The following is a 24,861-nucleotide window of genomic DNA, read 5'->3' on the forward strand; positions in this document are numbered from 1 at the left end:
GCACCGCCCGCTCGACGGGGTGATCCATCACTGCGCACGGTTTCTCCCTGGGCTCCTTCGTGGCCCAGGAGATCGCGCTGATCCGACCCTCACTGGTCCGGCGTCTCGTGCTCGCCTCGGCCGCACCTCAGGGGCGCCCGGCATGCACGGCTGGGCGCCCTGGGTCATCGATGCCGTCGGTACCCCCGAGATCGATCCCGCGAAGGTGCTCGACGTCTTCTACACCCGCTCGCCCGAGAGCCGGTCCGCAGGCGAGAAGGCCTTGGGGCGGATGTTCTCCCGGGCAGGTCGACGCCGAAGCCGTCGGGCCGCCCGTCCGGATCCCGACCGGCCGACTCGCACGGAGCGGCCGCCACGAGCAGCAGTCGGACCGCCTCAGCGCAGGCGTTCCGGCCCGGGCTGTGCATGACTGGAGGGGGCAACAGCAGCCAGGCGGACATCGAGGTGGCCCGGATGGGATTCATCGGCACGGTGGGACTGGTCCTCCACCCCGAGCGCACCTGCGCGCCCACCGTGGAGGCCGTGATCGAGTGGAGCCGGGCCCGGGGCACCAAGGTGCTGGGGCTGACGGCGGAGGTGACGCGGATCGGCTGCGAGGCCGTTCCGGTCGAGGCCGAGGAGATGGCCGCGAACGCCGACCTGCTGATCAGCCTCGGCGGGGACGGCACCATGCTGCGCGCCATGCGGCTCGCGACCGGCGGCCACGCGCCGGTCCTCGGCGTCAACGTCGGACGCCTGGGATTCCTCGCCGAGGTCGACATCCCGGAACTCCCCGGCGCGCTGGACGCGATCGACGCCCAACGCTTCACCGTGGAGGCCCGCTCCGGCGTCCACGCCCGCTTCGGGGCCGCGCAGGAGACGGCCCTCAACGACGTGGTGCTCCTGCGCAGCCCCGGGCACAGGTCCGCGGCGGTCGCCGTGCGGGTCCAGGGCGAGCCGTTCGTGGCCTACACCGCCGACGCGGTCGTCGTGGCCACCCCGACGGGCTCCACCGCCTACAGCTTCTCCGCCGGCGGCCCGATCGTCTCCCCCAACGCGGAGGGCCTGCTGATCACGCCCGTGGCACCGCACGCCGCGTTCAACCGCTCCGTGTTCCTCTCCAGCGGCGAGCGACTCGAACTGAAGGTCCTCCCGCACAGCGGCGACCTCGCCGTCGAGGCCGACGGCCTCCTGGTCGGCCACGTCGCACCGGGCGACACCGTCGAGGTGACCATGCTCCCTGCCGCCGCCCGCGTCGTACGGCTCGGCCACACCACCTTCTACCAGCGGGCCCAGCGCAAACTCCGACTCAGCGGCTCGGCGGAACACGGCTGACTCCCCGGTCCGGTGAGGAAACGCGCGCCCGGCCTCAGTGGGCTACGCACCAGCGGACCAGGCCTCGATCCGGTCGACCGGACAGGGAGCCCTCGCCCTGACCAAGACCGCCGACACCGTCGACGTCAACGGCAACGGCAACGGCAACAACCGAATCGACACCGGCGACCTCATCGAGTGGAAGCTCACCGTCGCCAACCAGGGCACCGCCACCGTCACCGGCATCAAGGTCGACGACCCCACCCCCGGCCAGGTCACCTGCCCCCGCACCAGCCTCGCCCCGGGCGCGACGATGACCTGCACCGCCACCTGCACCGTCACCCAGGCCGACGTGGACGCGGGCACGATCAGGAACACGGCCACGGGCACCGGCCCCGGAGCCACTCCCTCCGAGGCCACCGCCACCGTCAAGGTCGAACCCGACCCGGTGACGCCAGGCAAGCCCACCGAGCCCGGACCGACCGGCATCCTCGCCCGCACCGGCACGGCCGTCCTCACGGTGGTCGGGATCGCAGGCGCACTGCTGATCATCGGCGGACTCGCCCTCGGCCTCAGCAGGCGCCGCCGCAACAGCTGAGGCAGGCAAACCTGAGAGGGGTGTCCGTGGCAGCCCGCCGCGGACACCCCTCCGGCATGTCCAGGAGGGGCCGCGACGGCGTCCCGCACCGGGGACCGGGGCCGGGACGCGGGCGGGAAAGGGCAGGGAGGGAGCGGGACGGAGGGGGACGCCCCGGCCGCTCTCCCCCGGCCGGTCCGGGGCGTCCCAGGGACGGAGAGGCCCTGGAGGGACGGGTGCCGCGGCGCCGAGCATGGGCCGTGTCCGAGTCACGGACCGCAGCCTCGGGGGGAGTTTCCCGCGGGGGCGGCCCGTGACCGCTTCCGAGAAGGGGGAACCTTCCATGATCAAGCACGTGTTCCGGCGCGGAGCCGTCACCCTCGGCGCCGCGGCCATCGCCGTCACCTCGCTCGCCGGCGTCGCCCAGGCCAGTACGAGCGCCGCGAACATCAAGCCCGGCCAGCACAGCCGGGCGGTCTCCTGCGTGCAGGCGGGGCTGAACAGGGCGGGGTACTCCCTCGCGGTCGACGGCCAGTACGGCAACGCGACCTACGCGGCACTGACCGACTTCCAGAGCCGCCACGGCCTCTCGGCGGACGGCATCGTCGGTAGGAGGACCGGCGACGTCCTCTACAACGGCTTTCTCCTGAACTCGGGCGACGTGGTCCTGAGCGAGCTCTGCTACGAGTACATCCCCACCAGTAGCTGACCCGCCGCCCGGACGCCCCACCCACCCGCCGGATCCCGGCGGCCCATCGCTGCCCTCGTGCCGACAGCAGGCGCGGGGGCAGCGGTGCTCCGCCGCGCCCCGGACCTCCCACTCCTCCTCCGAAGGACCAGGTAGCCCTCGACATGACCACCGACACCACCCCCTCCCACCCCGGGCGCCGCTCGGTACTCGCCGGCGCCTTCGCTCTCGGCACCGGCGCGCTGCTCTCCACCGCGCTCCCCTCCGGGACGGCACGCGCCGCCACCGGCCCGGCGATCGCCTCCACGGCCGCCTGGGGCGCCCGGCCCGCGTCCGGCCCGCTCAACATCCTGCCCGGCGCGCCCGACAAGGTGATCGTGCACCACACCGCGACCGCCAACGTCACCGACTACTCGCAGGCCGCCGCGTTCTCGCTGGCCAGGTCGATGCAGACGTACCAGATGGACACCGAGGGCTGGATCGACACCGGCCAGCACTTCACCGTCAGCCGCGGCGCGTACATCACGGAAGGCCGACACAACAGCCTCTCCACGCTGACCGGCGGCACCCAGCACGTGGAGTCCGCCCACTGCACGGGGCAGAACACGGTGGCGATCGGCATCGAGAACGAGGGCACCTACAGCACCGTCGACCCGCGCAGCGAACAGTACGCGGCGCTGGTCGCCCTCATCACCCACATCTGCCGCCAGTACGGACTGCGGGCCTACCAGATCTACGGGCACCGCGACTTCAACGCCACCGAGTGCCCCGGCGACCGCCTGTACGCGCTGATTCCGCAGCTGCGCCGCGACGTGGCCGCCCAGATCGGCGGGGACCCGACCGGCCCGGTGTGGCCGGTGCTGAGCAGCGGCGCCTCGGGCGAGCGGGTGAAGACCCTGCAGTACCTGCTGGTGCAGCGGGGCGCCTCCCTGACCGTGGACGGCTCGTTCGGTCCCGCCACCCGCAGCGCCGTCACGGCCTTCCAGAACACGGTGCACGCCTCGGCGGACGGCGTGGCGGGCAACCAGACGTGGAGTCAGGCGGTCGCGCCGCTCGCGCGCGGGGCCTCGGGCAGCGCGGTGACCGCCGTGCAGAGCCAGCTGGTCGCGCACGGCGTCACGGTGGCGGTCGACGGCGCCTTCGGCCCCGGGACGCAGTCCGGGGTGGCGTCCTTCCAGAGCGCGGCGTCGCTGCCCGCCGACGGCGTGGTCGACGCCCGGACCTGGAGCCGGCTGCTCGCCTGACGCACGATGCCGTACGGCTCCGGCGCCGCCCGCGGACCAGGTCACCGCGGGCGGCGCCACGCCCGGCGCACGGGGGCCGGCCCGGGGCCGTCGCGGGACGTCCCCGGGACGCCACGGACCGTGGTGGGACGCCCGTACCCGGGCCGAGAGTGAACCGCACCGCCTGCTCGTCCGACAGGCGCACCGGAAGGAATGACCGTGAAACACATCGCAGCCCTGCGCGGCCTCGCCGTGGCCGTGCTCGCACTCGTCGCCTTCGCCCTGCTGCCCGCCCAGGCGCAGGCCGTCGACTCGACCACCTGGATCCAGCGCAACCTGGTCGGGATCGGCTACCTGGCGAGCGGCGGTGTCGACGGCGACTACGGCCCGGCCACCACCGCCGCCGTCCGCGGCTTCCAGCGCGACAACGGGCTCGACGAGGACGGCGTGTACGGCCCCCGGACCGAACTCGCCCTCCACAACAAGGTCGCCGAGGTCCAGCGCGCGACCGGCTCGGGCGCCGACGGGGCCTACGGCGCGGGGACGACCTCCTCCGTCACCGCCTGGCAGCGGGCGCACGGGCTCGACGCCGACGGCATCGCCGGGCCCGCGACCATGAACGCGCTGGGGATCGCCCGCACCGTGCGGATCACCGCGCAGTGGAAGTTCCCCGCCCTCGGCTGGAGCGTGAGCGGGCAGTTCGGCTGCCTGGAGCAGCTCTACACCCACGAGAGCGGCTGGAAGGTCTACGCGACCAACCCCTCGTCCGGCGCGTACGGGATACCGCAGGCGCTGCCCGCCACCAAGATGGCGACCGCCGGGCCCGACTGGCAGACCAACCCGGCCACCCAGCTCAGCTGGGGCCTGAGCTACATCAAGTCGCGCTACGGCGACCCGTGCTCGGCCTGGAGCTTCTGGCAGTCCCACAACTGGTACTGAGCGGCACGCGGGCAGGGCCCCACCCCGGGCGGGGTGGGGCCCTGCCCGCGTCGTCCCTATACGCCGCCGCCGGGAAGGGTGTCGCGCCGCAGCTCCCGTCGCAGGGCCACGGACCGCGCCAGACCCGCCGTCAGGGCCAGTGCCAGCACGGTCAGCAGCAGCAGGACCGCCTGCCGGCGGTCCGGCGAGGCGGCGTCCCCCTCGCCGGGCGCGCCGCCGCACCCGGCGGCCCCCGGTGCGGCCCCCGGTGCGGCCCCCGGTGCGGCGCCCAGTACGGCGGCCGGTGTGCGGCAGGCCTCCGCCAGGGTCCACAGCTCCAGCAGGCGCCGTTCGTCGGCCTGGCAGACGGCGGCGATCCGTTCGACGGCGTCACGCGGCGGGAACTGCTTGCCGTTCACCCACCGCTCCCACGAGGACTTCGCGTAGTGGGTGCGCTCGCTGATCCGGGCGTAGGTCAGGCCGGACGAGGACTTCAGTGACTGAAGCTCCTCGCAGAGCCGGTCGGCAGGGCCCTTCGGCGCGCCGCCGGACAAAGGAACGTGGTCCATCATGTGTACCCCCCAGGTCGTTCCGGTGCGATCGAGGACGCGCAACGGAGCCGGGCGCCGTGCCGCACTCCCGCCGGCCGGTCCCCACGGGCCGAACCGGTCTCCCGGCGGCCGAGGCCCCCCGCCCCCACGGTGCGCCCTCCCGCGGCACGGCCCACCCCGGGTCACGTGCTGCGGCTTGATCCACTGTGTGCCATCCCCGGGACGAAGTCCACGATCTTTCGGATTTTTGGGATGGGTACGACGCATCGAACCGCCCTGAGCTGCGGTTTGAGACGCCGGAACCGCTCAGGTTGAGACACCGCTGGCCTCGGACGGGCGCCGTGGGACGCCGTCGCCGCCCGCGGTCCGGAGCCGGGGCCCAGCGCCCGGCACGGCCTAGCGACTCCGCCGCCGTCCCCGGCCGACGCCCCGTGAGGGAGGGCGTCCCAGGGACGCGAAAACGATCGCGGGACGTCCTCGGGGCTTCCTAGTGTCGGCTGTCGACCGGCCGTTGCGGCCGTCCTCACCCACGTCTCCCAGGAGCCCCGCCATGCCCATGTTCCCGGTCATCAAGCGCGCCGCCGTCGTGACGGCCACAGCCGCCCTCGCCGTCACCGTCCTGGCGGGCACGGCCAGTGCGCGGCCCACCGCCGGCGAGATCGCCTACGGCGACCGGGGAACCGGCGTCAAGTGCGTCCAGCTCGCGGTCAACGCCTCCCTGCACTCCGGCCTCCAGGTCGACGGCATCTGGGGTGACCGCACCGAGGCCGCCGTGCGCCGGTACCAGCAGGCCAACGGCCTCGACGTGGACGGGATCGTCGGCATCCAGACCGGCAGCAAGATGCAGGAAGTGATCGTCCACAACGAGTTCTCCTGGGGCACCACCTGCTGGGAGAACCTGCCGACCTGGTAGCCCGACCCGTTCCCGGGGCCGTCCGCCGACGGTACGTCCCCTTCCCCTCCTCCACCTCAGCAGAAATGAGGAACTTCTGTGAAGCGCTTCCCGGCCGTCGCGGCCGCGATCTTCGCCGGCCTCCTGGCGGCGGTGCTGTCCGTCCCCGCCGCCCACGCCGCGAGCTGGCCCGTCGTCCGCAGCGGCGACCAGGGCGCCAAGGTGTCCACCGTCCAGTACCTGCTGAACGCCCGCGGCTACGCGACCGACGCCGACGGCGCGTTCGGCCCCGCGACCGAGGCCAAGGTCAAGAGCTTCCAGAGCGCCAACGGCCTGAGCCCGGTGGACGGCATCGTCGGCGGCGCCACCTGGCCGAAGCTGATCGTCACCGTCCGCCAGGGCGACAACGGCGACGCCGTCAAGGCGCTCCAGGTCCAGCTCAACGCCCGCGGCGCCAACCTCGCCGTGGACGGCGCCTTCGGGGCCGGCACCGACTCCTCGGTGCGCGGCTTCCAGCAGTCCGCGGGCCTGAGCCCGGTGGACGGCATCGCCGGCCCCGCCACCTGGTCCGCCCTGCTCTCCGGCACGGGCGGCGGCACCGGCGGCGGCAGCGGCGACCTGCTCAGCCAGTCCCAGGCCGCCTCGATGTTCTCCTCCGCGGGCATCACCTGGTCCTCCTCGGGCAACTGCTCCAACCGCAACAACAGCAGCTGCACCTCCTTCGACGGCCTGCGCCGCGCCTCGGCGGACGGCGCCGTCGCGCTCAAGCACGCCGTGGGCGGCTGCGGCCTGACCATCACCGGAGGCACCGAGACCGGCCACGCCGCCGGTACCTACAGCCACGCCAACGGCTACAAGCTGGACTTCGCGATGGTGGGCTGCCTGACCAGCCACATCACCGGCAACTTCGCCTACAGCGGCGTGCGCGGCGACGGCGCCACCCTCTACACCGCCCCCTCGGGCAACGTCTACGCCAACGAGGGCAACCACTGGGACGTGACCTTCACGGGCTGACGGCCACCCGGCAGGACCACACCCCGAGGGGCACCGGACGCATCCGGTGCCCCTCGGGGCTTCGAGCAGCTCCACGAGCGCGCCGCCGGAGCCGACCACGGGAAACGACTCGATCGCGTGGTGCCCGAGGTCCCGAGGCTTTCCGGCGCCATCGAGGCCGGGGTGCTTCGGCCACGGAGTCGTCGGTGCGGGCGGGGGCTCGCGGCCGTTCAGGGCCGGTTGCGGAGCTGCTTCTTGTCGATCTTGCCCAGAGCGGTGACGGGAAAGGCGTCGACGAGGTGGATCCGCTTCGGGGCCCAGAGGGCGCCCCGGCCGGCCCGGACGTGGTCGGCCAGTTCGGCGGGGGTGGCGTGCCGCCCGGGGCGCAGGACCACGGCGGCGGTGACGGCTTCGCCCCAGTGCGGATCGGCTGTGCCGTACACGGCGGCGGCGGCGACCGCCGGGTGGGCGGCGAGGGCGTCCTCGACCTCGCGCGGGTAGACGTTGAAGCCTCCGGTGATGATGGTGTCCTTGAGCCGGTCGATGATCGTGATCAGGCCGGTGCCGTCCCGGCGGGCCAGGTCGCCGGTGTGCAGCCAACCGCCTTCGAGAGCCGCCGCGGTCTGCTCGGGCTTGTTCCAGTAACCGTCCATCACGAGCGGCCCGCGGACGCACAGTTCGCCGGGCTCGCCGTCCGGGACCGGCTGGCCGTACGCGTCGAGCAGGGCGATCTCCACGCCGGGCACCGGCCGGCCGCAGCTGCCCAGGACGTGCGGGTCGTCGCGGTGTTCGGCCGGGTCCAGGACGGTCAGCGCGTTGGGGGCCTCGGCCTGGCCGTAGTGCTGGCTGAGCACCGGGCCGAGGAGGCGGTGCGCCTCGGCGAGCCGGGCGGGGTCGGCGGGTGCGGCGCCGTAGAGGACCCAGTTCAGCCCCGACAGGTCGGCGGTGAGGAGCCGGGGGTGGTCGAGCAGCGCGTAGAGCATGGTGGGGACGACGAACGTGGCGCTCACCCCGTCGTGCTCGATCGCGTCGATGACGCGGTCCGGGTCGAAGGAGGGGTGCAGCTCGAAGCTCGCGCCGCGCAGCAGGCCGGGGGCGACGAGGAGGCCGGCGGCGTGCGACATGGGGGTGGTGATCAGGAAGTGGGTGTCCGGCGGCCAGGCCCAGGTGGAACAGGCCCAGGCGTTGGCGAGCAGGGAGCGGTCGCGCAGCATCACGCCCTTGGGCTCGCCAGTCGTGCCGCCGGTGTAGAAGAGGTACAGGGCGGGGCCGCGCGGGTCGTCGGGGCCGGGAGCCGTGTCGGCGGCGAGGCCGTCGAGTTCGGCGAGGGTGATCGCCCGGACGCCCTCGGGGCGGGCGCGGGAGGCGAAGCGGGTGTCGTCCACGACCAGGCAGTCCGACGCGCTGTCGCGCAGGACGGTCCGGTCGGTGGCGGCGGTGGCGAGCGGGTGCAGGGCGGTGTAGCGCAGTCCGGCCAGGCAGGCGGCGGCCATGACGGTGAACGCGCGCGGGTCCGGGCCGCACAGCAGGGCGACGCCGTCGCCGGGTGCGAGACCCAGCCGCCCGAACGCGGCCGCGGTGCGCTCGATCCGGTCCGCGGTCCCGCCGTAGGTCCAGCTGTGCTCGGCCCCGTCGTCGTCGGTGAAGCGGAAGGCGGTGCGTTCGGGCCGTCTGCGCAGCGCGGACAGGATCAGCTCGGCGTATCCGGGTCTCATCGTGTTCTCCCCAGGACGGTGACGGCGGCCACCGCCTCCTCGATTCCGTAGAGGCCGCCGCCGTTCTCGGCGACGGCGATGCGCGCGCCGGGGACCTGGCGCTCGCCGGCGCGGCCGCGCAGCTGGGTGACCAGTTCGAAGACCTGGGCGAGCCCGGTGGCGGAGACCGGGTGGCCGCGGGATTCGAGTCCTCCGGACGGGTTCACCGGGAGGCTGCCGCCGAGGGCGCCGGCGCCGGAGGCGGACCAGGGGCCGCCGTCGCCGATCGGGCAGAATCCCAGGTTCTCCACCTGCTGGATCTCGCCGAAGGCGGTGGCGTCGTGGACCTCCGCCACGTCGACGTCCTGCGGTCCGACGCCGGCCTGCTCGTAGGCGGCGAGGGCGGCCCGGCGGCCGATGTGCCGCTCGGCCTCGTCCGCCGCCCGGTCCGTGCCGGACAGCAGGACGCTGCCGAGCACCGCCACGGCCGCTTCGTCGCGGGTGAAGCCGGCCCTGCTCACGACGACGGCGGCGGCGCCGTCGCTGACCGGTGAGCACATCGGCACGGTCAGCGGCCAGGCCACCCGTCGCGCCGCGAGGACCTGGTCGGCGGTGAACGGCTTGCGGAAGTGGGCCCGGGGGTTGTGGACGGAGTGGGCGTGGTTCTTCGCGGCGACCGCGGCCAGCTGGGCTTCGGTGGTTCCGAAGCGCCGCATGTGGGCGCGGGCCAGGGAGGCGTAGATCTCCATGAACACCGACCGGTCGCCGTCGGGCACGGACAGCTCGGGCGGCAGGGGGTCGGACAGGGCGGCGAGGGCGGCGAGGGTCTCCTCGCGGTGGGCGACGTCCATGGCGCCGTCGAACACCGCCAGCCCCTGGGCGGGGTCGGCGCAGACCAGCTTGTCCACGCCGACGGCCAGGGCGACGTCCGCCAGACCCGCCCGGACGTGGGCGATCGCCAGCCACAGCGCGGTGGCGCCGCCGGCGCAGGCGTTCTCCACGTTCACCACGGGAACGCCGGCGAAGCCGTGCGGGCGCAGCGCGACCTGGCCGGGGATCATGTGCTGGCCGTCGATGGCCTTCTGGCTGACCGTGGCGTGGAAGACGGCGCCGACGTCGGCGGGGGTGAGTCCGGCGTCGCGCAGCGCTTCGTGGGCGGCCTGCCCGGCGAGGTCGCCGGCGGTGCGGTCGAGGTGGCGGCCGAAGGGGGTGGCGCCGACGCCGAGGATCAGTGCTTCGCGGTTCATGACACCACCCGGTTGCGCAGGATGCCGAGGCCGGAGACTTCGAGCTCCACGGTGTCGCCGGGTTCCAGAAAGCGGCCGTGTTCCAGTCCGCAGCCGGTGGGCACGGTGCCCGAGCCGAAGACCTCTCCGGCGTGCAGCCGGGTCGCCCGGGAGGCGAAGGCGATCATGTCGGCGAAGGTGTGGTGCATGTCGGCGGTGGTGCCGCGGCTGACCTCCTCGCCGTTGACGCGGGCGGTCATGGTGAGCCCGTAGGGGTCACCGACCTCGTCGGCGGTGGTGATCCAGGGGCCGAGCACGTTGGCGTCGGTGAAGTCCTTGCTCTTGCTCAGGCCCAGGCCGGTGGCGATCTCCTCCAGCTGGGTGTCGCGGGCGCTGAAGTCGTTGAAGACGGTGTAGCCGAAGATGTGCGAGGGGGCGTCCGCGGCCGTGATGTCCGTCCCGCCGCGGCCGAGCACGCAGGCGAACTCCAGCTCGTAGTCCCGCACCGAGGAGTAGCCGGGCCAGGCGATGTCGCTGTCGTGGCCGGTCACCGAGAGCCGGTTGGTGAAGTAGTACAGGGGCCGTTCGAGCATGACGGCCGGCAGCTCGACCTGCTCGGCCGGAATGCCTTCGATCCGGGCGCGGGCGTTGCGGAAGTGGCCCGGGAAGGCGCCGAAGTCCCGGATCTGCACGGGCCTGGGCAGCGGGGAGAGCCAGCGCACCTCGGCGGCGGCGACCACGGCTTCGTCCGGGGCCTGTCCGGCGAGCCGGTCCAGGATCCGCCGTACGGGATCGCCGCCGTCGATGATCGCCTGCATGGTGGCCAGCGCGGGGGCGTGGTCGCCGGTCGCCAGGTGGTGGGCGCGGTCGAGCAGCAGCAGGCGGGCGCCCTGGTCGAGGACGAGCGCGGTCCGTTCGGCGCGCTCGTGTTCCACGGTTGCGAGTTTCACGGTCGGTTCCTCTTCTCAGGAGGGAACGGGAAGCGGGGTGGGGTCGGACGAAGGCCGAGGGGGTCGGACGAAGACCCCTGGGATCGGGCGAAGGTCGGTGGGGTCAGACGAAGGCGACGACGCGGGCCGGGGCGGCGCTCGCGCGGGCGATCTTGATCGGGAAGAACGCCACCCGGAATCCCGACGGGGGCAGGGCGGCGAGGTTGGTCAGCTGCTGGACGATGAAGACCTCCCGCTCGCGGCCGGCCCGGTGGCCGTCCCACAGCACGGAGTTGTCGCCGCTCTCACGGAACCTGCGGGCCATCACGGGGAAGCTCAGGTCCCAGCCCCCGGCGTCGGTGCCGAGCACCTTGGCCCCGAGGTCGGCCAGGAAGAGCGTCGACTCACGGCTCATCCCCGGGTAGCGGAAGAACTCGGGGTCGGACAGCCCGTAGCGCTCCTGGCCGGTGCGCAGCAGGACCGCGCCGCCGGCCGGGACCGGGGCGCCGTTGTCGGCGAGGGCGGACTCCAGCGCCTCGACGGTGATCGGGGCGTCGAGCTCGCAGCGTCCCCGCAGGTCCAGCACGAGCGCCTCGCACCACAGCTCGTCCAGGGCGATGTCGGTGATGGTGCGGGCGGGCCTGCCTTCGCAGGTCGAGCCGTAGTGCAGCGGGGCGTCGACGTGGGTGCCGAGGTGGGTGCTGAAGTCGGTCAGCGTCTCCGCGCCCCAGCCCTCGCCGTCGGGCAGGTCCTCGACGCGGCAGTGCAGGGCGGCGGCGAACTGCTCGCGGCCCTCGCCCGCGGGGTGGGCGTAGGCGATGGAAGGCGCGATCACCTCGGCGAGCGTGCGCAGCGGCTCGGGGAGCAGTTCGCGGTCGGCGGGGTCCAGCGTCCTGGTCAGGTCGATCAGTTCCATCACGGATCCTCCCTTGTTATTGGACGCTCAGCATAGAACTGGACTTCCAACACAGGCAACCGCTCACCGCCCCGGAACCACCCGGCCGTGGCGTGACAGAATCGGCCCGGTCAAGCGGCCGCAGCATTGGAAAGGACACCGCGTGGGCGCGACCCGCAAGCAGGAGATCTCCGCCGAGACCCGGCGCCGGCTGGTGGCCGCCGCCTGGGAACTCGCCGCCGAGGGCGGAACCGCCGCGGCCTCCGTCCAGGCCGTGGCGGAGCGCTCCGGCATCAGCCGGGGCTCGGTGGCCTGGCACTTCGGCTCGAAGGACGGCCTGCTGAAGGCGGTGATCGAGGAAGCGTTCCGGTGGGGCGTGGAGTTCATGCGCGAGCGCCTCTCCGCCGCCGGTCCGCAGGCCGGGGTCGAGGCCCTGATCGAGGCGAACTTCGCGCTGATGTCCCGCCCCGAGTCGCACATCTTCTCGACGCTCCTGATCGAGGCCGTGAGCCGCGAGTCCCCCTTGCGCGCCACCTACGCCGAGGAGTACGCCAAGATCCGCGGCCTGTACGCCGACCACCTGCGCGCGACCGGCGCGCACGCCGCCGACCCGGAGGCCGTCGCGGCGGCCCTGCTCGGCGGCACCCTGGGCATCAACATCCAGCACCGCCTGGACCCGGACCTGGACCGCCGACGCGCCGTGACGGCGATGACCGGCATCTACACCGACGCGCTCTCCGACACCGAGCCCCCCACCTCCGCAGGCACCTGAGGCCCGAGGAGCGGACCACCGGCTTCCCACCCTCCACCCACCTCCCCGACCCCCTCCACGCCGACCGCGCCGCACGCGAAGTGTCCATTTCGTCCTGGCGATGTGCCTGTTCTTCGGGCAGGGCTATGAGGAGGTGGCCCGGCTTCTCGTCCAGGGCCCGGAGCGGGAGGGCCGGTGGGCCGGTGCCTGGCGGGTGCCGACGACGGCGGCCATCGGCCGGGCCCGGCGAGCTGGTCGGACCGACACCAAGACCGGCCCAACCAACCGAAAACCCACTTAAATCACCGGTATTGCCTCTAGGGACGGAAGGTTCGGCGGTAGGTGTCGGGTGGGACGCCGACGTTGCGGTGGAAGTGGCGGCGCAGGGTAGTAGCGGTGCCCATGCCGGTGGCCGCGGCGATGGTGTCCACGGTGGCGTCGGTGGTCTCCAGCAGTTCCTGGGCGCGGCGAATGCGCTGGGTGTGGAGCCATTGAAGTGGCGTGGTGCCGGTGAGGTGCTTGAAGTGGCGGCCGAGGTGACGTGAGCTCATGCGGGCCTGTCGGGCCAGGTCCTCCACGGTCAGCGGCTGGTCCAGCCGCTCCAGCGCCCAGGGGAAGAGCTCACCCAGGGGGTGGTTGCCCGGGGCGGGGAGGGGCGTGGCGATGAACTGGGCTTGGCCCCCGTCGCGGTGGGGCGGGATGACCAGGCGTCGGGCGATCTTGTTGGCGTTGGCCGAGCCGTGGTCGAGGCGGACCAGGTGCAGGCACAGGTCCATGGCGGCGGCCTTGCCCGCGGAGGTGAGGACGTCGCCGTTGTCGACGTAGAGGACGTCCGGATCGACGACGGCTGACGGATGGCGCCGGGCCAGTTCCCGCGTGTGAGCCCAGTGCGTGGTGGCACGTCTGCCGTCGAGCAGTCCTGCCGCGCCCAGGACGAAGGCCCCCGTGCACAGTGAGGCCACGCGGGCACCGGCTGCGTGGGCCGCACGCACCGCCTCGACCAGTTCGGCGGACGGGTCGAGGTCGGTGTCGGCCCAGCCGGGGACGATCACTGTGTCCGCCTGGGCGAGGTGGTCGAGTCCGTGGTCAGGCTCCAGGCGGAAACGGTCGATGCGCACCGGACCGCTCCCGCAGAGGGAGAACTCGTACCAAGGGTCCACGATATGGGTCAGGTCGGATCCGAAGACCTCGACAGCCACGGAGAGTTCGTAGTGGAGCATGCCGTCGGTGACGGCCAGCGCAACGGTGGGCATGTCCGAAACTGTACGTGGCATGTCGTTTCCGACGCTCGTGCGGGGCGTTGACCGAGGGACAGGATGGGGAAGTCAAGCCGCGGCGGATCGACCTCGCAGCGGGCGTTGCAATCCACGGGAGCGGTCTCATGGGGTCAGGTCAGCTGGTTACGGTGTTCGGCGCCTACGGTCACACCGGGCGGTTCGTGGTCGCCGAGCTGGCCGCGCGCGGGTTCGTCCCGGTGCTGTCCGGGCGCAACGCACAGACCTTGCAAGAGCTGGCCCACGAGCACGGGCTGGAGGCCCGGGCGGCGTCGGTCGACGATTCGGCCTCGCTGGACCGGGCTCTGGCGGGAACGGCGGCGGTCATCAACTGCGCCGGCCCCTTCGCCTCGACCACCGGCCCGGTGATCGAGGCCGCGCTCCGCGCGAAGATCCCCTACCTGGACGTGGCCGCCGAACTCGAGGCCAACCTCGACACCTTCGCCCACTACCGCGAGCGGGCCCGGGACGCGGAGGCGGTGATCGTTCCGGCCATGGCCTTTTTCGGCGGCCTCGGCGACCTGCTGGCCACCGCCGCGATGGGCGATTGGACCGAAGCCGACGAGGCCCACATCGCCTACGCGCTCAGCAACTGGCACCCCACCGCCGGCACCCGGCTCTCGGGTGCGGTCTCCCGCAAGCGACGCGGCAACCACCGTCTGCGCTACAGCGGCGGACAGTGGGAGCACCGCACCGACACCGCGCCCACCCTGGAGTGGACCTTCCCGGAACCGATGGGACCCCGGCCGGTGATCGGGGAATTCACGATGGCGGACGTCGTCACCGTCCCCCAGCACCTCTCCATCCCCGATGTGACCACCTACATGACCGCCGAGGCGGCCCGAGACGTCGCCGCGCCCCACACGCCGGCCCCGACCGCCGCCGACGAGAGCGGGCGCTCGAACCAGACCTTCCTCGTCGACGTCGTCGTCCGCTCCGGCGGAGCCGAACGCCGGGCCACGGCCGCCGGCAAGGACATCTACGCCGTCACCGCGCCCCTCGTCACCGAGGCCCTCGAGCGCGTCCTGACCGGCCGCACCAAGACCGTCGGCGTCGTCTCCGCCGGCGAGATCTTCGACGCCCCCGACTTCCTGCACGCGCTCGACCCGCACATCACACTCGACCTGCACCCGCACGAGCGGACGGGAAGATGATCACGGAGAGAGGAGGAACACACGCTCGAAGTACCATCCCTGCAAGGTTCTTCGGCCGATACTTCCCAACCCGCAGTGGCGTGGTCGGGCGGAGACATCCCTGTGGAGAGGACGGAGGGCAAAGGGCGATGAGTGTGACTGAGAGTTGGTCGCGTGTGATGACTCTTCTTCGGGAGCACGCACCGGCCGATCACGCGGATCTGCCGGGGCCCGCTACGGAGCAGATGCTCGCGGCAGCCGAGGAACGGATGGGGATCTCCCTGCACGGGGACCTGCGGACGTGGCTGTTGCAGAACAATCTGGATCTGCCAGAGGGAGACGTCGACGATGAAGCGGCATGCTGCGGCTTCGACGGGTTCCCCGACGAGGGAAGCTTCTTTCTGGGCATCCGGGCGATGGAGAGGCTCCACGCGAACCGCTCCACGTCCTGCGGATTCGACCCTCCGGACCAGCCGGACTCCCCGTTCTGGCGGAATGAGTGGATCCCGTTCCTGTCGGACCAGGACGGCTGGACGGGAAAGTTCGTCGATGTTCGGGACGGGCGCGTCGGCAGCTGGTTCGTGGGTGACCCCACGGTCACGGGCGAGTACGAATCGATGGCCCAGTATTTCGACTCCGTGGCGGAGACGCTGACGAGGATCGCCGATGGAAGCTCACCGGTCTGTCGGTTCACCGAAGGTCGACTTGTCTGGTCGTGAGACGGCTCCCAACTGGATGACGGCCATTGCCAATCCGTCCCCACCCTGGAACGGCAATGGGATTCAGCGGCATTGACGTTCCAAGGTGAGGATGGCTGCGGCGATGAAGGTCATCCGATTGGGGCTGCAGCGGGCTCGGCGGAGGATCTGCCAGGACTTGAGTCGCGCGATGCTTCGTTCGACCGGTGCTCGTGCCGCTGACAGGGCCCGGTTGATCGCCCGCTCTGCTTGGGACGATGGCCGAAGCCGAGTCCGACCCCGCGCGGCGGGAGTTCCTGGACGGTCGCGTGGTTGGCACGGGTGCGGTCGGCGAAGCGGTGTCCCCTCGGCCAGGGCGAGCTGGAGGGGTCCTCGAACTTCTTCGGCTCGGGGGCAGGCTGGCCTGGATCCGGCGCCAGGACCTGCAGGCATCCGCGGTGGTCTGCGACGCACCGCTCTGCAGCCTCGCTCAGGTTGCGCCAAAGATGCCACCTGTCCGCGACCTGCACCGCCTGCGGCGCCCCCGCCGTGGCGCCTTCGGCGAAGAACGGTGCCCGATCGCGGCAGACCACCTCCACCCCCGGCCGTTTCGCGAGCCAAGACGCCCGGCTGGCCGCCTCCCGGTCGGGCAGCAGGTCCAGGGGACGCCGGCCCGGACCTCGACGCCGCCCGCGAGTACGGCCGGTTGCTACAGGCGTACGAGCGACTGTTCCGGAGCACGCTCGCCGAGCTGCGCTGAGCCGTCGCTCCCGGCTGCCGGCGCCGGGCTCACGCCTGCCAGTGCGGCTTGCCGCTGACCATCACGCAGCTGATCACCCGGCCGCTCGCCTCGTGGGTGCTCTTGCCGAGGTCGTCGTTGCGGCAGAACTGGCCGGCCTTGTAGCAGTTGCCCGCGTTCGACCTGATCTCGCAGTCGCCGGTGGCCGCCGCGGCCTTGGTCTCGGCGGGCGCCGGGTCGGGATCGGTCGGCGGCTGGGCGGTCGTCACCTTGGGCTGCGGCTCGGCCTTGGTGGGCGTCGGCTGCGGCTTGGGGGTGTTGGCGGGGGCGGCGGCGGTCTTGGTCGGCTGCGCCTTCGACGGTACCGCCGGGGAGGTCGGCGCGGGCGCCGCCGCGGTCGGCTCCGGTGCCGGAGGTGCCGGGGGCACCGGCGGCGTCTCGACGGGCACGGCCGGCGGCGGGGTGACCACCGGCGTGGTGACCACCGGCGCGGGCGGCTCCGGAGCCGGCGCGGCCGGGGTGGTGGCCGTGACCGTGACGGCGGGCGAGGAGGCCGCAGTGGTCGAGGCATCGCCCGTCGTGGGGTCACAGCCGGTCAGCGCGAGGCCGACCGTGAGGACGAGTCCGGCGACGGCGGCCAGGCCGCGACGACCGCCGCGCATCCGTGAAGGCATGGACGTGAACGCTCCGTTCCGCTTGGAAGAGGTTCGCGAGTCAACCAGATAAGCCACACGATCTGTCCATAGTTCAAGCACTTGTAAGCAGATCGAGATCTGACGATCACGGAGCGTCGATCAGCGGAGAGTTTCGATCACATACCGCCCCCTTTCGGTCCAGCTGAGCCGTGGATCTGTCAGTACCGCTTCCTCACCCAGAGAACCGCGCCCGTGACCACCAGAACGGCCACCACCGCGAGGACGGGGCCACCGACGCTGAGGAGCCGCTGGAGGGAGGTCGCCGCGGCGTATCCGGTGCCGGCTTCGGCGACGGCCCACAGTCCGGCGGCGCAGGCGCTGTAGGGAGCGATGCTCCGGTAGGACAGACCGGTGGCGCCGGCCAGGTGGGGAGTGAGGGTGCGGACCACGGGAAGGAACCGCCCGAGGAACACGGCCCGCCCCCCGTGGCGGGTCATCAGCCTCTCGGCGTGCTGCCAGGCCACGGCGGGGAGGCGCCCGCCGAGGCGGCCGGCCCGCAGGCGCTCACCCATCACGCGGCCCGTGCGATGGGCGAGGCAGTCGCCCGCGAACGCTGCCACGGCGGCGGCCGTGATCACCAGCGGCAGGCTGACGTCGCCGGCGCGGGCCAGGGCACCGGCGGTCAGCAGGAGGGCGAGGGTGGGGGCGAACGCGCCCAGCACCAGGACCGACTCGGCACAGACGGTCAGGGCCACCACCGCGTACACGGCGATCGGCGACAGGTGGCCGAGGGCGTCGGTCAGGACGTTCACCTCCGGTGACCGGCCTGCCCATCGACCTGCCCATCGACCTGCTCCCCGGACTGCTCGCCGGTCGCCTCGGGGCGCCGCAGTTCCCACACGTGGGCCGGGGGCAGATTGGCGAGGACCGTCCAGCGGCCGGTGGCGTAGCGGCGCCGGTAGGCGGCCGTGACCGCGTCGACGGCGGCGTGGCGGCGGGCCTCCGCCCGGGAGGCGAGGAGGGTCCGGGCCCGGCGGGTGCCGAGGTAGGCGAAGTAGGAGAGGGTGCCGCCGGGGTGGAGCAGGTCCAGGTAGCGGGCCATGATCCGGTCGACCCGGTCGGGGGTGAAGTTGGTCAGCGGCAGGCCGGAGACGATGACGTCGTAGCGCTGCTCGGTGTCCAGGTCCTCCACGCGGGCCTGGTGCACGGTGACCCGGATGTGCCGGGCGGGCGGGGCCGGGTGCGCGTCGAGGAAGTCGTGGAGCCGGGCGACAAAACGCGGGTTGGCCTCCACGATGTCGAGGCGGCTGCCGCGCGGCAGCTGGGGCAGCAGGACACGGGTGACCGCACCGGTACCGGCCCCCGCCTCCAGGACGGACAGCGGGCGCGGGGCCCGGACTCGGATCGGGTCGGTCACGGTCCGGGCCAGGGCCCTGCCACTGGGGGCGACGGCGCCAGTGGTCCGCAGATCCCGCACGGCCTCCCGCAGGAACGCCCAACCGTCCGCACGGCCGAGTGTCGTGGAGGGGCCTCGGTCCGCGGCCTGCCGGTCGGTGTGCTTCATGGACTCGACGGTAGGAAGCGTCGGTTCGCCCCGGGACCGCCATTGTGCGACGCGGTTCCCCGACGAAAGTGGGGGCCGCCCCGTCATCACGGCGTGACGGTGACCTTGGTCAGACCGGCGGTCGCCCGGGTGACGGTGCCCTTGACGTCCACCCGGTCTTCCCTGATCCGGACGCCGGGATGATCGCCGAGGCCGAACGGGCCGCCGCCGAACTCGGGTTGAGCGATTCGTGTCACTGGATCCGGGCCCGGGCCGAGCAGTTGCGGGACGACCTCGGCGAGTTCGACGTCGTCGCGTTCGGCCAGTCCTTCCGCTGGATGGACCGCCCGCGAAGGAGAACAGTTCAGGCGAGCTTTCATTCCGCTGCTTCCGCCCTCCCAGTGATGTGGCGGAAGGCGACGGCCAGTAGCCCGAACGACGATTGCGTGGAGTGCGGCACGCTGGAGGACACGATCGTGGTCCGCGACAGCAAGGAGCCGCACGGGCCCGCACTCACCTTCAGCAGCGATGCGTGGCTCGCCTTCGTGGCCGCGTCCGTGTCGAAGGCTTCGTCGCCCGCCGCTGAAACCGCGAGCGCGGCCCCACCGATCCGGTGCGGGGCCGCGGTGTTCACCATTACTGTACGAATCAGTAATGGGGCCTTGATAGCGGAAAGTATGCAGGGCTCGGCTCTTGAAAGCCCCGACTTCGGGATGTGAGACTACAAGAAAAGAAATAACCTGCCGAGGAGGTGGGTCTTGTGGCATTGCAGGCGAGTTGGGTCCACGGGAACGCCATGGTGGTGGAGAATCCCGAGAATCTCAGCCGCAACGGGCACTTCGGGTGGGGTTCCGATGTGGACATCACACCGGGCAAGTCCAGCTGGTTCCACGTCGCCGTGCCGACGCCGGTGATCGTCAATGACGTCCGGACGAACCTGGTCAGGGTGTTCGTCCTGTTCAAGACCGACGTCGGATTCGGCCGGCTCACCCGGGTTCACGTCTGGGACGGGTCCGGAGGGCCGCTCCAACAATTTGAGAACCTCGCCTCCGAGGGCGAGCACCGTACCGGGCTGGACGGTCAGAACACGTTCACCCTCGATCAGCCGCATTCGGTGGCCTTCGGGATCGGAATCTCCTTCTTCGTCGTCGCGGCGATCGGGTTCGACACGCCGATCGCCCCCTCGCGCCTGATCCTGGGAACGGCGGGCGGTGATTTCACGACCTGACACGGCCTGACCGGAAATCAGAATCCCGGCCGCTCAGTCCACCGGCGCCGAGCGGCGTTCGAAGACCTCGGGGCGGGCTCGGTCGAGGGCGGTGGCGACGGCGCCCAGGAGGACGGCCTCCTCACCGAGGCGGCTCGGGGCGAGGGTGGGCCGCATCGGGCTGAGGCGGTCCAGGGCCCGGCCGAGGGGGTCGAGCAGCAGGTCGGCGCCGGCGCCGATGCCGCCGCCGAGAACGATCAGGTCCGGGTCGAGTACGGCCGACAACACGGCTACGGCGTAGGCGAGTTGACCGGCGGCTCGGTGCACGGCGACGGCCGCCAGCGGATCGCCGGAGCGGGCCGCGTCGAAAACACCCTTGGCCGTCAACGGGCCGTTCATGCCGAGGTCCAGAGCCGTGCGGACGACGGCGTCGGCGGCCGCCGCCTGCTCGACGGTGCCGCCCGGCGTCCCGTCGGCGTGCGGCGGGAGCGGAACCAGGCCGACCTCGCCCAGCGCGCCGTGCGCGCCGACCAGCGGCTCGCCGTCCTTGACCACGCCCACGCCGAGGCCGGTGCCGACCAGCACATAGGCGAACATCCGGCTGCCGCTCCCCCGCCCGGCGCCGAGCGTGTACTCGCCGAGCGCGGCGAGGTTGGCGTCGTTGCCGACGGTGATGGTGGTCGAGAGCCCGGCCGCTATCCGGTCGAACAGCCCGGGTCTGCCCCAGCCGGGCAGGCTGGTGGCGTACCGCACGCCGCGCCGCTGCTCGTCCCAGACGCCGGGCGTGCCGATCACCGCGTGCACGATGTCGGCCGCTCCGACGCCGGCCTCGGCGATGGCCTCGTGGGCGGCGGCCACCACCGCGTCGGCGACCGCGTTCGCCGTCCGCCCCCGGTTGGGGACTGAGCGGCGGGCCACGATGTCCCCGGCGAGGTCGGCGACGGCGACCCGTAGCCGGGCCCGGCCGATGTCGACGCCGAGGACGTGCCCGGCGAGCGGGTCGGGTTCGTAGAGCACGGCGGTACGCCCGCGCTCGGGGATGAACCGCCCGGCCTCGCGGGCCAGTCCGGCCTGTTCGAGAGCGGCCAGGGCTGCGGAGACGGTGGGCTTGGACAGGCCGGTGTCGCGGGCGAGTTGGGCCCGGGAGGACGGTCCGCCGAGGCGCAGCCGTTCGAGCAGCAGCCACTCGTTGTTGCTGCGCAGCCGCTGCCGGTTCCACGGCTGCGCCGGCGCGGGGCCCGGCGGAACGGTGGTCGGCAGGTCGCGGCTCATCGGGTCCTCCGGTCTCGGACGCGGCAGTGGGGCGCGGTCAGGCGCAGCCAGGCGCACTCCGCGGTGCGTCGGTCGGTGCCCGGGCCTGGGCATCAGCCAGTATGACCGGTCGTCACGTCGTCATCGGCGGGATGTCCCGCGCGCACGGACGGAAACCGAAGGGGAGAGCAGGGAGCGGAAGAACGGCACGCTCCTCCTGCCACTCTCAAGCTATAGCGCACGGGGGGCCTTGCCGCAAGGCCCCGGTCCTGGCGCACAATCGTCGACCGAAGCCGGAACCAACCCCACTTGGGAGTTTTGCGTAGTGCATCAGCTTGTGTCGGATTCCAGGACCGGAGCCGCTGCCATGACCGCCCCCGCCACCAGCACGTTCGCCACCGGCGCGGACACCACCAGTGCGTTCGGCCTCCCCGACCGCCTCCGCGCCAAGGCCGACCCGGCGCTCGTCGCCCAGGACGAGCGGCACTTCGCGGCCGTCGCGCGGAGCCTGGAGCGGGCGACCGCCGAGGTCTCCGAGCTCCTCGACACCGCCCGGCGGGCGCCCGGCGGTGCCGGACGGGCCGCGATGGACCGGGACATCGAGGTCCACCGTCTGACCGGGCGGCTCCGGACGCTGCGCCGCTTCGGCCTGGACCTGTGCCTGGGGCGCATCGTTCCGGCCGACGGCGGCGAACCGGTGTACATCGGCCGGCTCGGCCTCACCGACAGCGAGGGCCGCCGGCTGCTGCTCGACTGGCGCTCACCCGCCGCCGAGCCGTTCTTCGCCGCGACCCACGGCGACCCGATGGGCCTGGCCAGCCGCCGCCGCTACCGCTGGACGGACGGGCGGATCACCGACTACTGGGACGAGGTGTTCGCCGCCGAGGGACTGGCGGGGCACGCCGCCCTCGACGACCAGTCCGCGTTCATCGCCACCCTGGGCGGCAGCCGCTCGGCGCGGATGCGGGACGTGCTGGCGACCATCCAGGCGGACCAGAACGCCATCGTGCGGGCCGGCTCGCGCGGCGCGCTGGTGGTCGACGGCGGCCCCGGCACCGGCAAGACGGTGGTCGCCCTGCACCGCGCGGCGTATCTGCTCCACTCCGACCCGCGGCTCGGCCACCGCCGCGGCGGCCTGCTGTTCGTCGGCCCGCACCAGCCCTACCTGGACTACGTCTCCGACGTGCTGCCCAGCCTCGGCGAGGAGGGCGTGCGGACCTGCACCGTGCGGGACCTGCTCGCCGAGGGCGCGGACGCGGCGCCCGAACCCGATCCGGAGGTGGCGCGGCTGAAGTCCTCGGCGGCCATGGTGCGGGCGGTGGAGCAGGCGGTGCGGATCTACGAGGAGCCGCCGACCGAGGGGATGACCGTCTCCACGGACTGGGACGACCTGTGGCTGAGCGCCGAGGACTGGGCCGAGGCCTTCGAGGCACCGGACCCGGGCACCCCGCACAACGAGGCGCGCGAGGAGATCTGGGCGGAACTGGCCGAGCTGCTGCTGGCCAAGCTGGAGGGCGGCGAGGAGATTCCGGTCGAGACGTTCCTGCGCTCACTGCGACGGGACGAGGAGCTGGTCGCCGCCCTGCACCGTGCCTGGCCGCTGCTGGAGGCCACCGACCTGGTCGGCGACCTCTGGACGGTGCCCGCCTACCTGCGGCTGTGCGCCCCGTGGCTCGCCCCCGAGGAGGTGCGCCGGCTGCGGCGCACCGAGGCGCAGGCCTGGACACTGTCCGACCTGCCGATCCTGGACGCGGCACGCCGGCGGCTCGGCGATCCGGAGACCGCCCGGCGCAAGCGGCGCCAGGAGGCCGCGCTCGCCGCCGAGCGGGCCCGGATGGCCGAGGTGATCACGGACATCCTCGCGGCCGACGACGACGGCGAGGGCGCGGTCACCATGCTGCGCGGCCAGGACCTCAGGGACACCCTGGTCGACGGGAACGCGCTGCCCGCCGCCGACCCGGACCGGCTAGCCGGGCCGTTCGCCCACGTCGTCGTGGACGAGGCGCAGGAGCTGACCGACGCCGAGTGGCAGATGCTGCTGGCGCGCTGCCCGTCGCGGAGCTTCACCGTCGTCGGGGACCGCGCCCAGTCCCGGGACGGCTTCGCGGAGTCCTGGCGGGAGCGGCTGGCGCGGATCGGCCTGGACCGCGCCGAAGTCGCCTCGCTGAGCGTCAACTACCGCACGCCCGAGGAGGTCATGGCGGAGGCCGAGCCGGTCGTCCGGGCCGCCCTGCCGGACGCCAACGTGCCCACCTCGGTGCGGCGCAGCGGGGTGCCGGTCACCTACGGGGCGGTCGCGGAGCTGGACGGCGTGCTCGGCGCCTGGATCGACGCGCACACCGAGGGCACCGCCTGCGTGATCGGCGACGCGGCGTTCACGGCGGCTTTCGCGGAGACGTTCGGGGAGGGGTCCGGCGGGGCGGCCGGGGAGACCGACCGGATCCGCTCGCTCACGCCGGAGCTGGCGAAGGGCCTGGAGTTCGACCTGGTGGTGCTCGTCGAGCCGGCGTCCTTCGGCGAGGGTGTCGCGGGCGCGGTCGACCGCTACGTCGCGATGACGCGGGCGACCCGGCAGCTCGTCGTGCTCACGAGCGGCGGCTGAGGGCGGGCGGGTACCGAGCGACCGTGCCGGTCGCAGCCAGGGGTTCGAGGCTGCGAGCGGCACGGTCGGCATCCGTCCGTCCCGAGCGCGTCCTAGCAGTCGGGGATGGTGGTGCCGTTGTTGTCCTTGGCCGTGTCATTGCCCCACCGGGACAGGTAGAACGCCGACACCCACTGACCGCCCGGGCCGACGTCCGGGTCGGTCTTCAGCCACCAGTGATTGAGGCTGCCGCCGCTGGACACCTCACGGCCCCACGCCTTGCAGTACACGTAGTTCGTCCCCTGGTACAGCGTCCCCGTACTGCTCGTCGACGTCGGCGAACCGTACACCGGCGCATTGGAGAAGGTGTCCACCCAGTACTGGCCGCCGCCCGCCGGGGGCGTGGTCGGAGGCGTGGTCGAGGAGGAGCCGGATCCGTACAGCCGGATGGCCCCGTAGTAGTCGCCGTGCGAGGAGAGCGCCGCCACCTGGACGTAGCCGCCGGAGTACGGGGCCTCGACGATCCAGCCCTGCCCGAGGTACATCGCGACGTGGTGGATGGTGGAGGCGGTGTTCCCGAAGTACACCAGGTCCCCGGGGAGCAGCGGCGCCGTTCCGTCCGCCCGGTAGTAGCGGGCGACGGCTCTGGAGGTCGGCCACTGGGTCCGGGTGGTGCCGTTGATGACGTCCTCGCCGACGGCCAGGTCGTAGGCGTAGCGGACCATGCCGGAGCAGTCCAGGCCGCGGACGTTGCAGTCGTTGGGCGCGCCGTTGGCGGGGTCGCAGAGCCCGTACGTCGGGCCGGGCGTCGCGCCGTGGCCGCCGCCCCACGAGTACGGGGTGCCGATCAGCCCGCAGGCGGAGCGGACGGCGGCGGCGGCCTGGGGCGCCGCCCCGGTGGAGAGCACCCCGCAGGCGGGCGCCGCCTGGGCCGCTCCGGCGCCGGCGAAGAAGACCCCGACCGACACCAGCACGGACAGCAGGGCCGCCCACCGTAACGGGGCGATCAACCGACGGGACAGAAGGTTTACGCGCGTAGTCATGACCCCGAATCGTTCCAGCGACACTGACGGTGGGTCAATGATCTTTAGGTGAACATGCCGGAACGGGACCGGCGTCGCAGGCCCAGCTTCACGCCCAGGCTCAGACTCACGCCCCAGGCCCAGGCCCAGGCTCACGCGCAGGCCGAGG

General features: G+C 72.8%; 24 protein-coding genes and 4 pseudogenes. 15 read left to right on the plus strand and 13 right to left on the minus strand.

Annotation, left to right across the window (positions count from 1 at the left end):
- Positions 1-405 precede the first annotated feature (405 nt).
- The 5 genes from ACFU9E_RS12565 to ACFU9E_RS12585 all read left to right on the plus strand — a co-directional run bounded on the left by ACFU9E_RS12565 (position 406) and on the right by ACFU9E_RS12585 (position 4,720).
- Positions 406-1,314: an NAD(+)/NADH kinase gene (locus ACFU9E_RS12565; RefSeq protein ID WP_380684761.1), complete on the plus strand. Its 909-nt coding sequence runs from the start codon at positions 406-408 to the stop codon at positions 1,312-1,314.
- A gap of 37 nt (positions 1,315-1,351) precedes the next feature.
- On the plus strand, positions 1,352-1,891 hold the full coding sequence (locus ACFU9E_RS12570; RefSeq protein ID WP_380684762.1) for an LPXTG cell wall anchor domain-containing protein: 540 nt from the start codon (positions 1,352-1,354) through the stop codon (positions 1,889-1,891).
- Positions 1,892-2,213: 322 nt separating this feature from the next.
- Complete coding sequence (locus ACFU9E_RS12575; RefSeq protein ID WP_380684763.1) at positions 2,214-2,579, plus strand: peptidoglycan-binding protein; 366 nt, start codon at positions 2,214-2,216, stop codon at positions 2,577-2,579.
- 143 nt (positions 2,580-2,722) lie between these two features.
- On the plus strand, positions 2,723-3,802 hold the full coding sequence (locus ACFU9E_RS12580; RefSeq protein ID WP_380684764.1) for an N-acetylmuramoyl-L-alanine amidase: 1,080 nt from the start codon (positions 2,723-2,725) through the stop codon (positions 3,800-3,802).
- 198 nt (positions 3,803-4,000) lie between these two features.
- Positions 4,001-4,720, plus strand: coding sequence for a peptidoglycan-binding protein (locus ACFU9E_RS12585; protein WP_380714970.1), 720 nt, complete (start codon positions 4,001-4,003; stop codon positions 4,718-4,720).
- Positions 4,721-4,776: 56 nt separating this feature from the next.
- Here the strand turns inward: ACFU9E_RS12585 and ACFU9E_RS12590 are convergent, their stop codons facing one another.
- Complete coding sequence (locus tag ACFU9E_RS12590) at positions 4,777-5,271, minus strand: helix-turn-helix domain-containing protein (RefSeq protein WP_380689985.1); 495 nt, start codon at positions 5,269-5,271, stop codon at positions 4,777-4,779.
- A gap of 529 nt (positions 5,272-5,800) precedes the next feature.
- Here ACFU9E_RS12590 and ACFU9E_RS12595 point away from each other — a divergent pair.
- The 3 genes and pseudogenes from ACFU9E_RS12595 (at position 5,801) to ACFU9E_RS12605 (ending at position 7,156) form a co-directional block, all read left to right on the plus strand.
- A complete protein-coding gene (locus ACFU9E_RS12595) occupies positions 5,801-6,163 on the plus strand; it encodes a peptidoglycan-binding protein (protein ID WP_380689987.1) in 363 nt (120 codons plus the stop codon).
- Between the two features lie 201 nt (positions 6,164-6,364).
- Positions 6,365-6,658: pseudogene (locus tag ACFU9E_RS12600) on the plus strand (peptidoglycan-binding protein); the annotation flags it as partial.
- A gap of 21 nt (positions 6,659-6,679) precedes the next feature.
- Entirely contained in the window at positions 6,680-7,156 is a 477-nt protein-coding gene (locus ACFU9E_RS12605; RefSeq protein ID WP_380689989.1) for a hypothetical protein, read from the plus strand.
- A gap of 209 nt (positions 7,157-7,365) precedes the next feature.
- Here ACFU9E_RS12605 and ACFU9E_RS12610 read toward each other — a convergent pair whose 3' ends face one another.
- The 4 genes from ACFU9E_RS12610 to ACFU9E_RS12625 form a co-directional block, all read right to left on the minus strand.
- Positions 7,366-8,850 (minus strand): AMP-binding protein, encoded by a 1,485-nt coding sequence (locus tag ACFU9E_RS12610; RefSeq protein ID WP_380681517.1) that lies wholly within the window; start codon positions 8,848-8,850, stop codon positions 7,366-7,368.
- Positions 8,847-10,076, minus strand: coding sequence for a thiolase family protein (locus ACFU9E_RS12615; protein WP_380681515.1), 1,230 nt, complete (start codon positions 10,074-10,076; stop codon positions 8,847-8,849). The genes ACFU9E_RS12610 and ACFU9E_RS12615 overlap by 4 nt, the downstream gene beginning before the upstream one ends.
- Complete coding sequence (locus ACFU9E_RS12620; protein WP_380681513.1) at positions 10,073-11,005, minus strand: fumarylacetoacetate hydrolase family protein; 933 nt, start codon at positions 11,003-11,005, stop codon at positions 10,073-10,075. Before ACFU9E_RS12620 ends, ACFU9E_RS12615 begins: the two co-directional genes overlap by 4 nt.
- A gap of 103 nt (positions 11,006-11,108) precedes the next feature.
- Positions 11,109-11,900 carry a cyclase family protein gene (locus ACFU9E_RS12625; RefSeq protein ID WP_380681511.1) on the minus strand — a complete coding sequence of 264 codons (792 nt, stop codon included), beginning with the start codon at positions 11,898-11,900 and terminating at the stop codon, positions 11,109-11,111.
- A gap of 142 nt (positions 11,901-12,042) precedes the next feature.
- Here ACFU9E_RS12625 and ACFU9E_RS12630 point away from each other — a divergent pair, with 142 nt between their 5' ends.
- Both ACFU9E_RS12630 and ACFU9E_RS12635 read left to right on the plus strand, forming a co-directional pair.
- Positions 12,043-12,651: a TetR/AcrR family transcriptional regulator gene (locus ACFU9E_RS12630; protein WP_380681509.1), complete on the plus strand. Its 609-nt coding sequence runs from the start codon at positions 12,043-12,045 to the stop codon at positions 12,649-12,651.
- Positions 12,652-12,742: 91 nt separating this feature from the next.
- A pseudogene (locus tag ACFU9E_RS12635) lies at positions 12,743-12,931 on the plus strand (transposase domain-containing protein); the annotation flags it as partial.
- A 16-nt stretch (positions 12,932-12,947) separates the two neighbouring features.
- On the opposite strand, the gene ACFU9E_RS12640 reads toward ACFU9E_RS12635, so the two are convergent.
- Positions 12,948-13,883 carry a helix-turn-helix domain-containing protein gene (locus tag ACFU9E_RS12640; RefSeq protein WP_380681507.1) on the minus strand — a complete coding sequence of 312 codons (936 nt, stop codon included), beginning with the start codon at positions 13,881-13,883 and terminating at the stop codon, positions 12,948-12,950.
- A gap of 128 nt (positions 13,884-14,011) precedes the next feature.
- On the opposite strand from ACFU9E_RS12640, the gene ACFU9E_RS12645 reads away from it, so the two are divergent.
- On the plus strand, positions 14,012-15,058 hold the full coding sequence (locus ACFU9E_RS12645; RefSeq protein WP_380681505.1) for a saccharopine dehydrogenase family protein: 1,047 nt from the start codon (positions 14,012-14,014) through the stop codon (positions 15,056-15,058).
- Between the two features lie 158 nt (positions 15,059-15,216).
- Entirely contained in the window at positions 15,217-15,756 is a 540-nt protein-coding gene (locus ACFU9E_RS12650; protein ID WP_380714989.1) for an SMI1/KNR4 family protein, read from the plus strand.
- A gap of 63 nt (positions 15,757-15,819) precedes the next feature.
- On the opposite strand, the pseudogene ACFU9E_RS12655 reads toward ACFU9E_RS12650, so the two are convergent.
- The 5 genes and pseudogenes from ACFU9E_RS12655 to ACFU9E_RS12675 form a co-directional block, all read right to left on the minus strand.
- A pseudogene (locus ACFU9E_RS12655) lies at positions 15,820-15,972 on the minus strand (transposase family protein); the annotation flags it as partial.
- 221 nt (positions 15,973-16,193) lie between these two features.
- Positions 16,194-16,376, minus strand: a pseudogene (locus tag ACFU9E_RS12660) (transposase); the annotation flags it as partial.
- A 127-nt stretch (positions 16,377-16,503) separates the two neighbouring features.
- Positions 16,504-17,127 (minus strand): hypothetical protein, encoded by a 624-nt coding sequence (locus tag ACFU9E_RS12665; RefSeq protein ID WP_380681501.1) that lies wholly within the window; start codon positions 17,125-17,127, stop codon positions 16,504-16,506.
- A 179-nt stretch (positions 17,128-17,306) separates the two neighbouring features.
- Positions 17,307-17,900, minus strand: a complete 594-nt coding sequence (locus ACFU9E_RS12670) for a DedA family protein (protein ID WP_380681499.1) — start codon at positions 17,898-17,900, stop codon at positions 17,307-17,309.
- Positions 17,897-18,652 (minus strand): class I SAM-dependent methyltransferase, encoded by a 756-nt coding sequence (locus tag ACFU9E_RS12675; RefSeq protein WP_380681497.1) that lies wholly within the window; start codon positions 18,650-18,652, stop codon positions 17,897-17,899. Before ACFU9E_RS12675 ends, ACFU9E_RS12670 begins: the two co-directional genes overlap by 4 nt.
- A 179-nt stretch (positions 18,653-18,831) precedes the next feature.
- Between ACFU9E_RS12675 and ACFU9E_RS12680 the strand changes: the two genes are divergently transcribed.
- Together ACFU9E_RS12680 and ACFU9E_RS12685 are read left to right on the plus strand one after the other, a co-directional pair.
- Complete coding sequence (locus tag ACFU9E_RS12680) at positions 18,832-19,350, plus strand: DUF397 domain-containing protein (protein ID WP_380681495.1); 519 nt, start codon at positions 18,832-18,834, stop codon at positions 19,348-19,350.
- A 41-nt stretch (positions 19,351-19,391) separates the two neighbouring features.
- Positions 19,392-19,859, plus strand: coding sequence for a DUF6623 family protein (locus ACFU9E_RS12685; RefSeq protein WP_380681493.1), 468 nt, complete (start codon positions 19,392-19,394; stop codon positions 19,857-19,859).
- A 33-nt stretch (positions 19,860-19,892) separates the two neighbouring features.
- On the opposite strand, the gene ACFU9E_RS12690 is transcribed toward ACFU9E_RS12685, so the two are convergent.
- A complete protein-coding gene (locus ACFU9E_RS12690) occupies positions 19,893-21,110 on the minus strand; it encodes an ROK family transcriptional regulator (RefSeq protein ID WP_380681491.1) in 1,218 nt (405 codons plus the stop codon).
- Between the two features lie 346 nt (positions 21,111-21,456).
- Between ACFU9E_RS12690 and helR the strand changes: the two genes are divergently transcribed.
- Complete coding sequence (gene helR / locus ACFU9E_RS12695; protein ID WP_380681489.1) at positions 21,457-23,691, plus strand: RNA polymerase recycling motor ATPase HelR; 2,235 nt, start codon at positions 21,457-21,459, stop codon at positions 23,689-23,691.
- 92 nt (positions 23,692-23,783) lie between these two features.
- Here the strand turns inward: helR and ACFU9E_RS12700 are convergent, their stop codons facing one another.
- On the minus strand, positions 23,784-24,680 hold the full coding sequence (locus ACFU9E_RS12700) for a C40 family peptidase (protein ID WP_380714972.1): 897 nt from the start codon (positions 24,678-24,680) through the stop codon (positions 23,784-23,786).
- Between the last annotated feature and the right edge of the window lie 181 nt (positions 24,681-24,861).

Source organism: Kitasatospora sp. NPDC057595, from assembly GCF_042800875.1.
In the GTDB taxonomy this organism is placed as follows: Bacteria; Actinomycetota; Actinomycetes; order Streptomycetales; family Streptomycetaceae; genus Kitasatospora.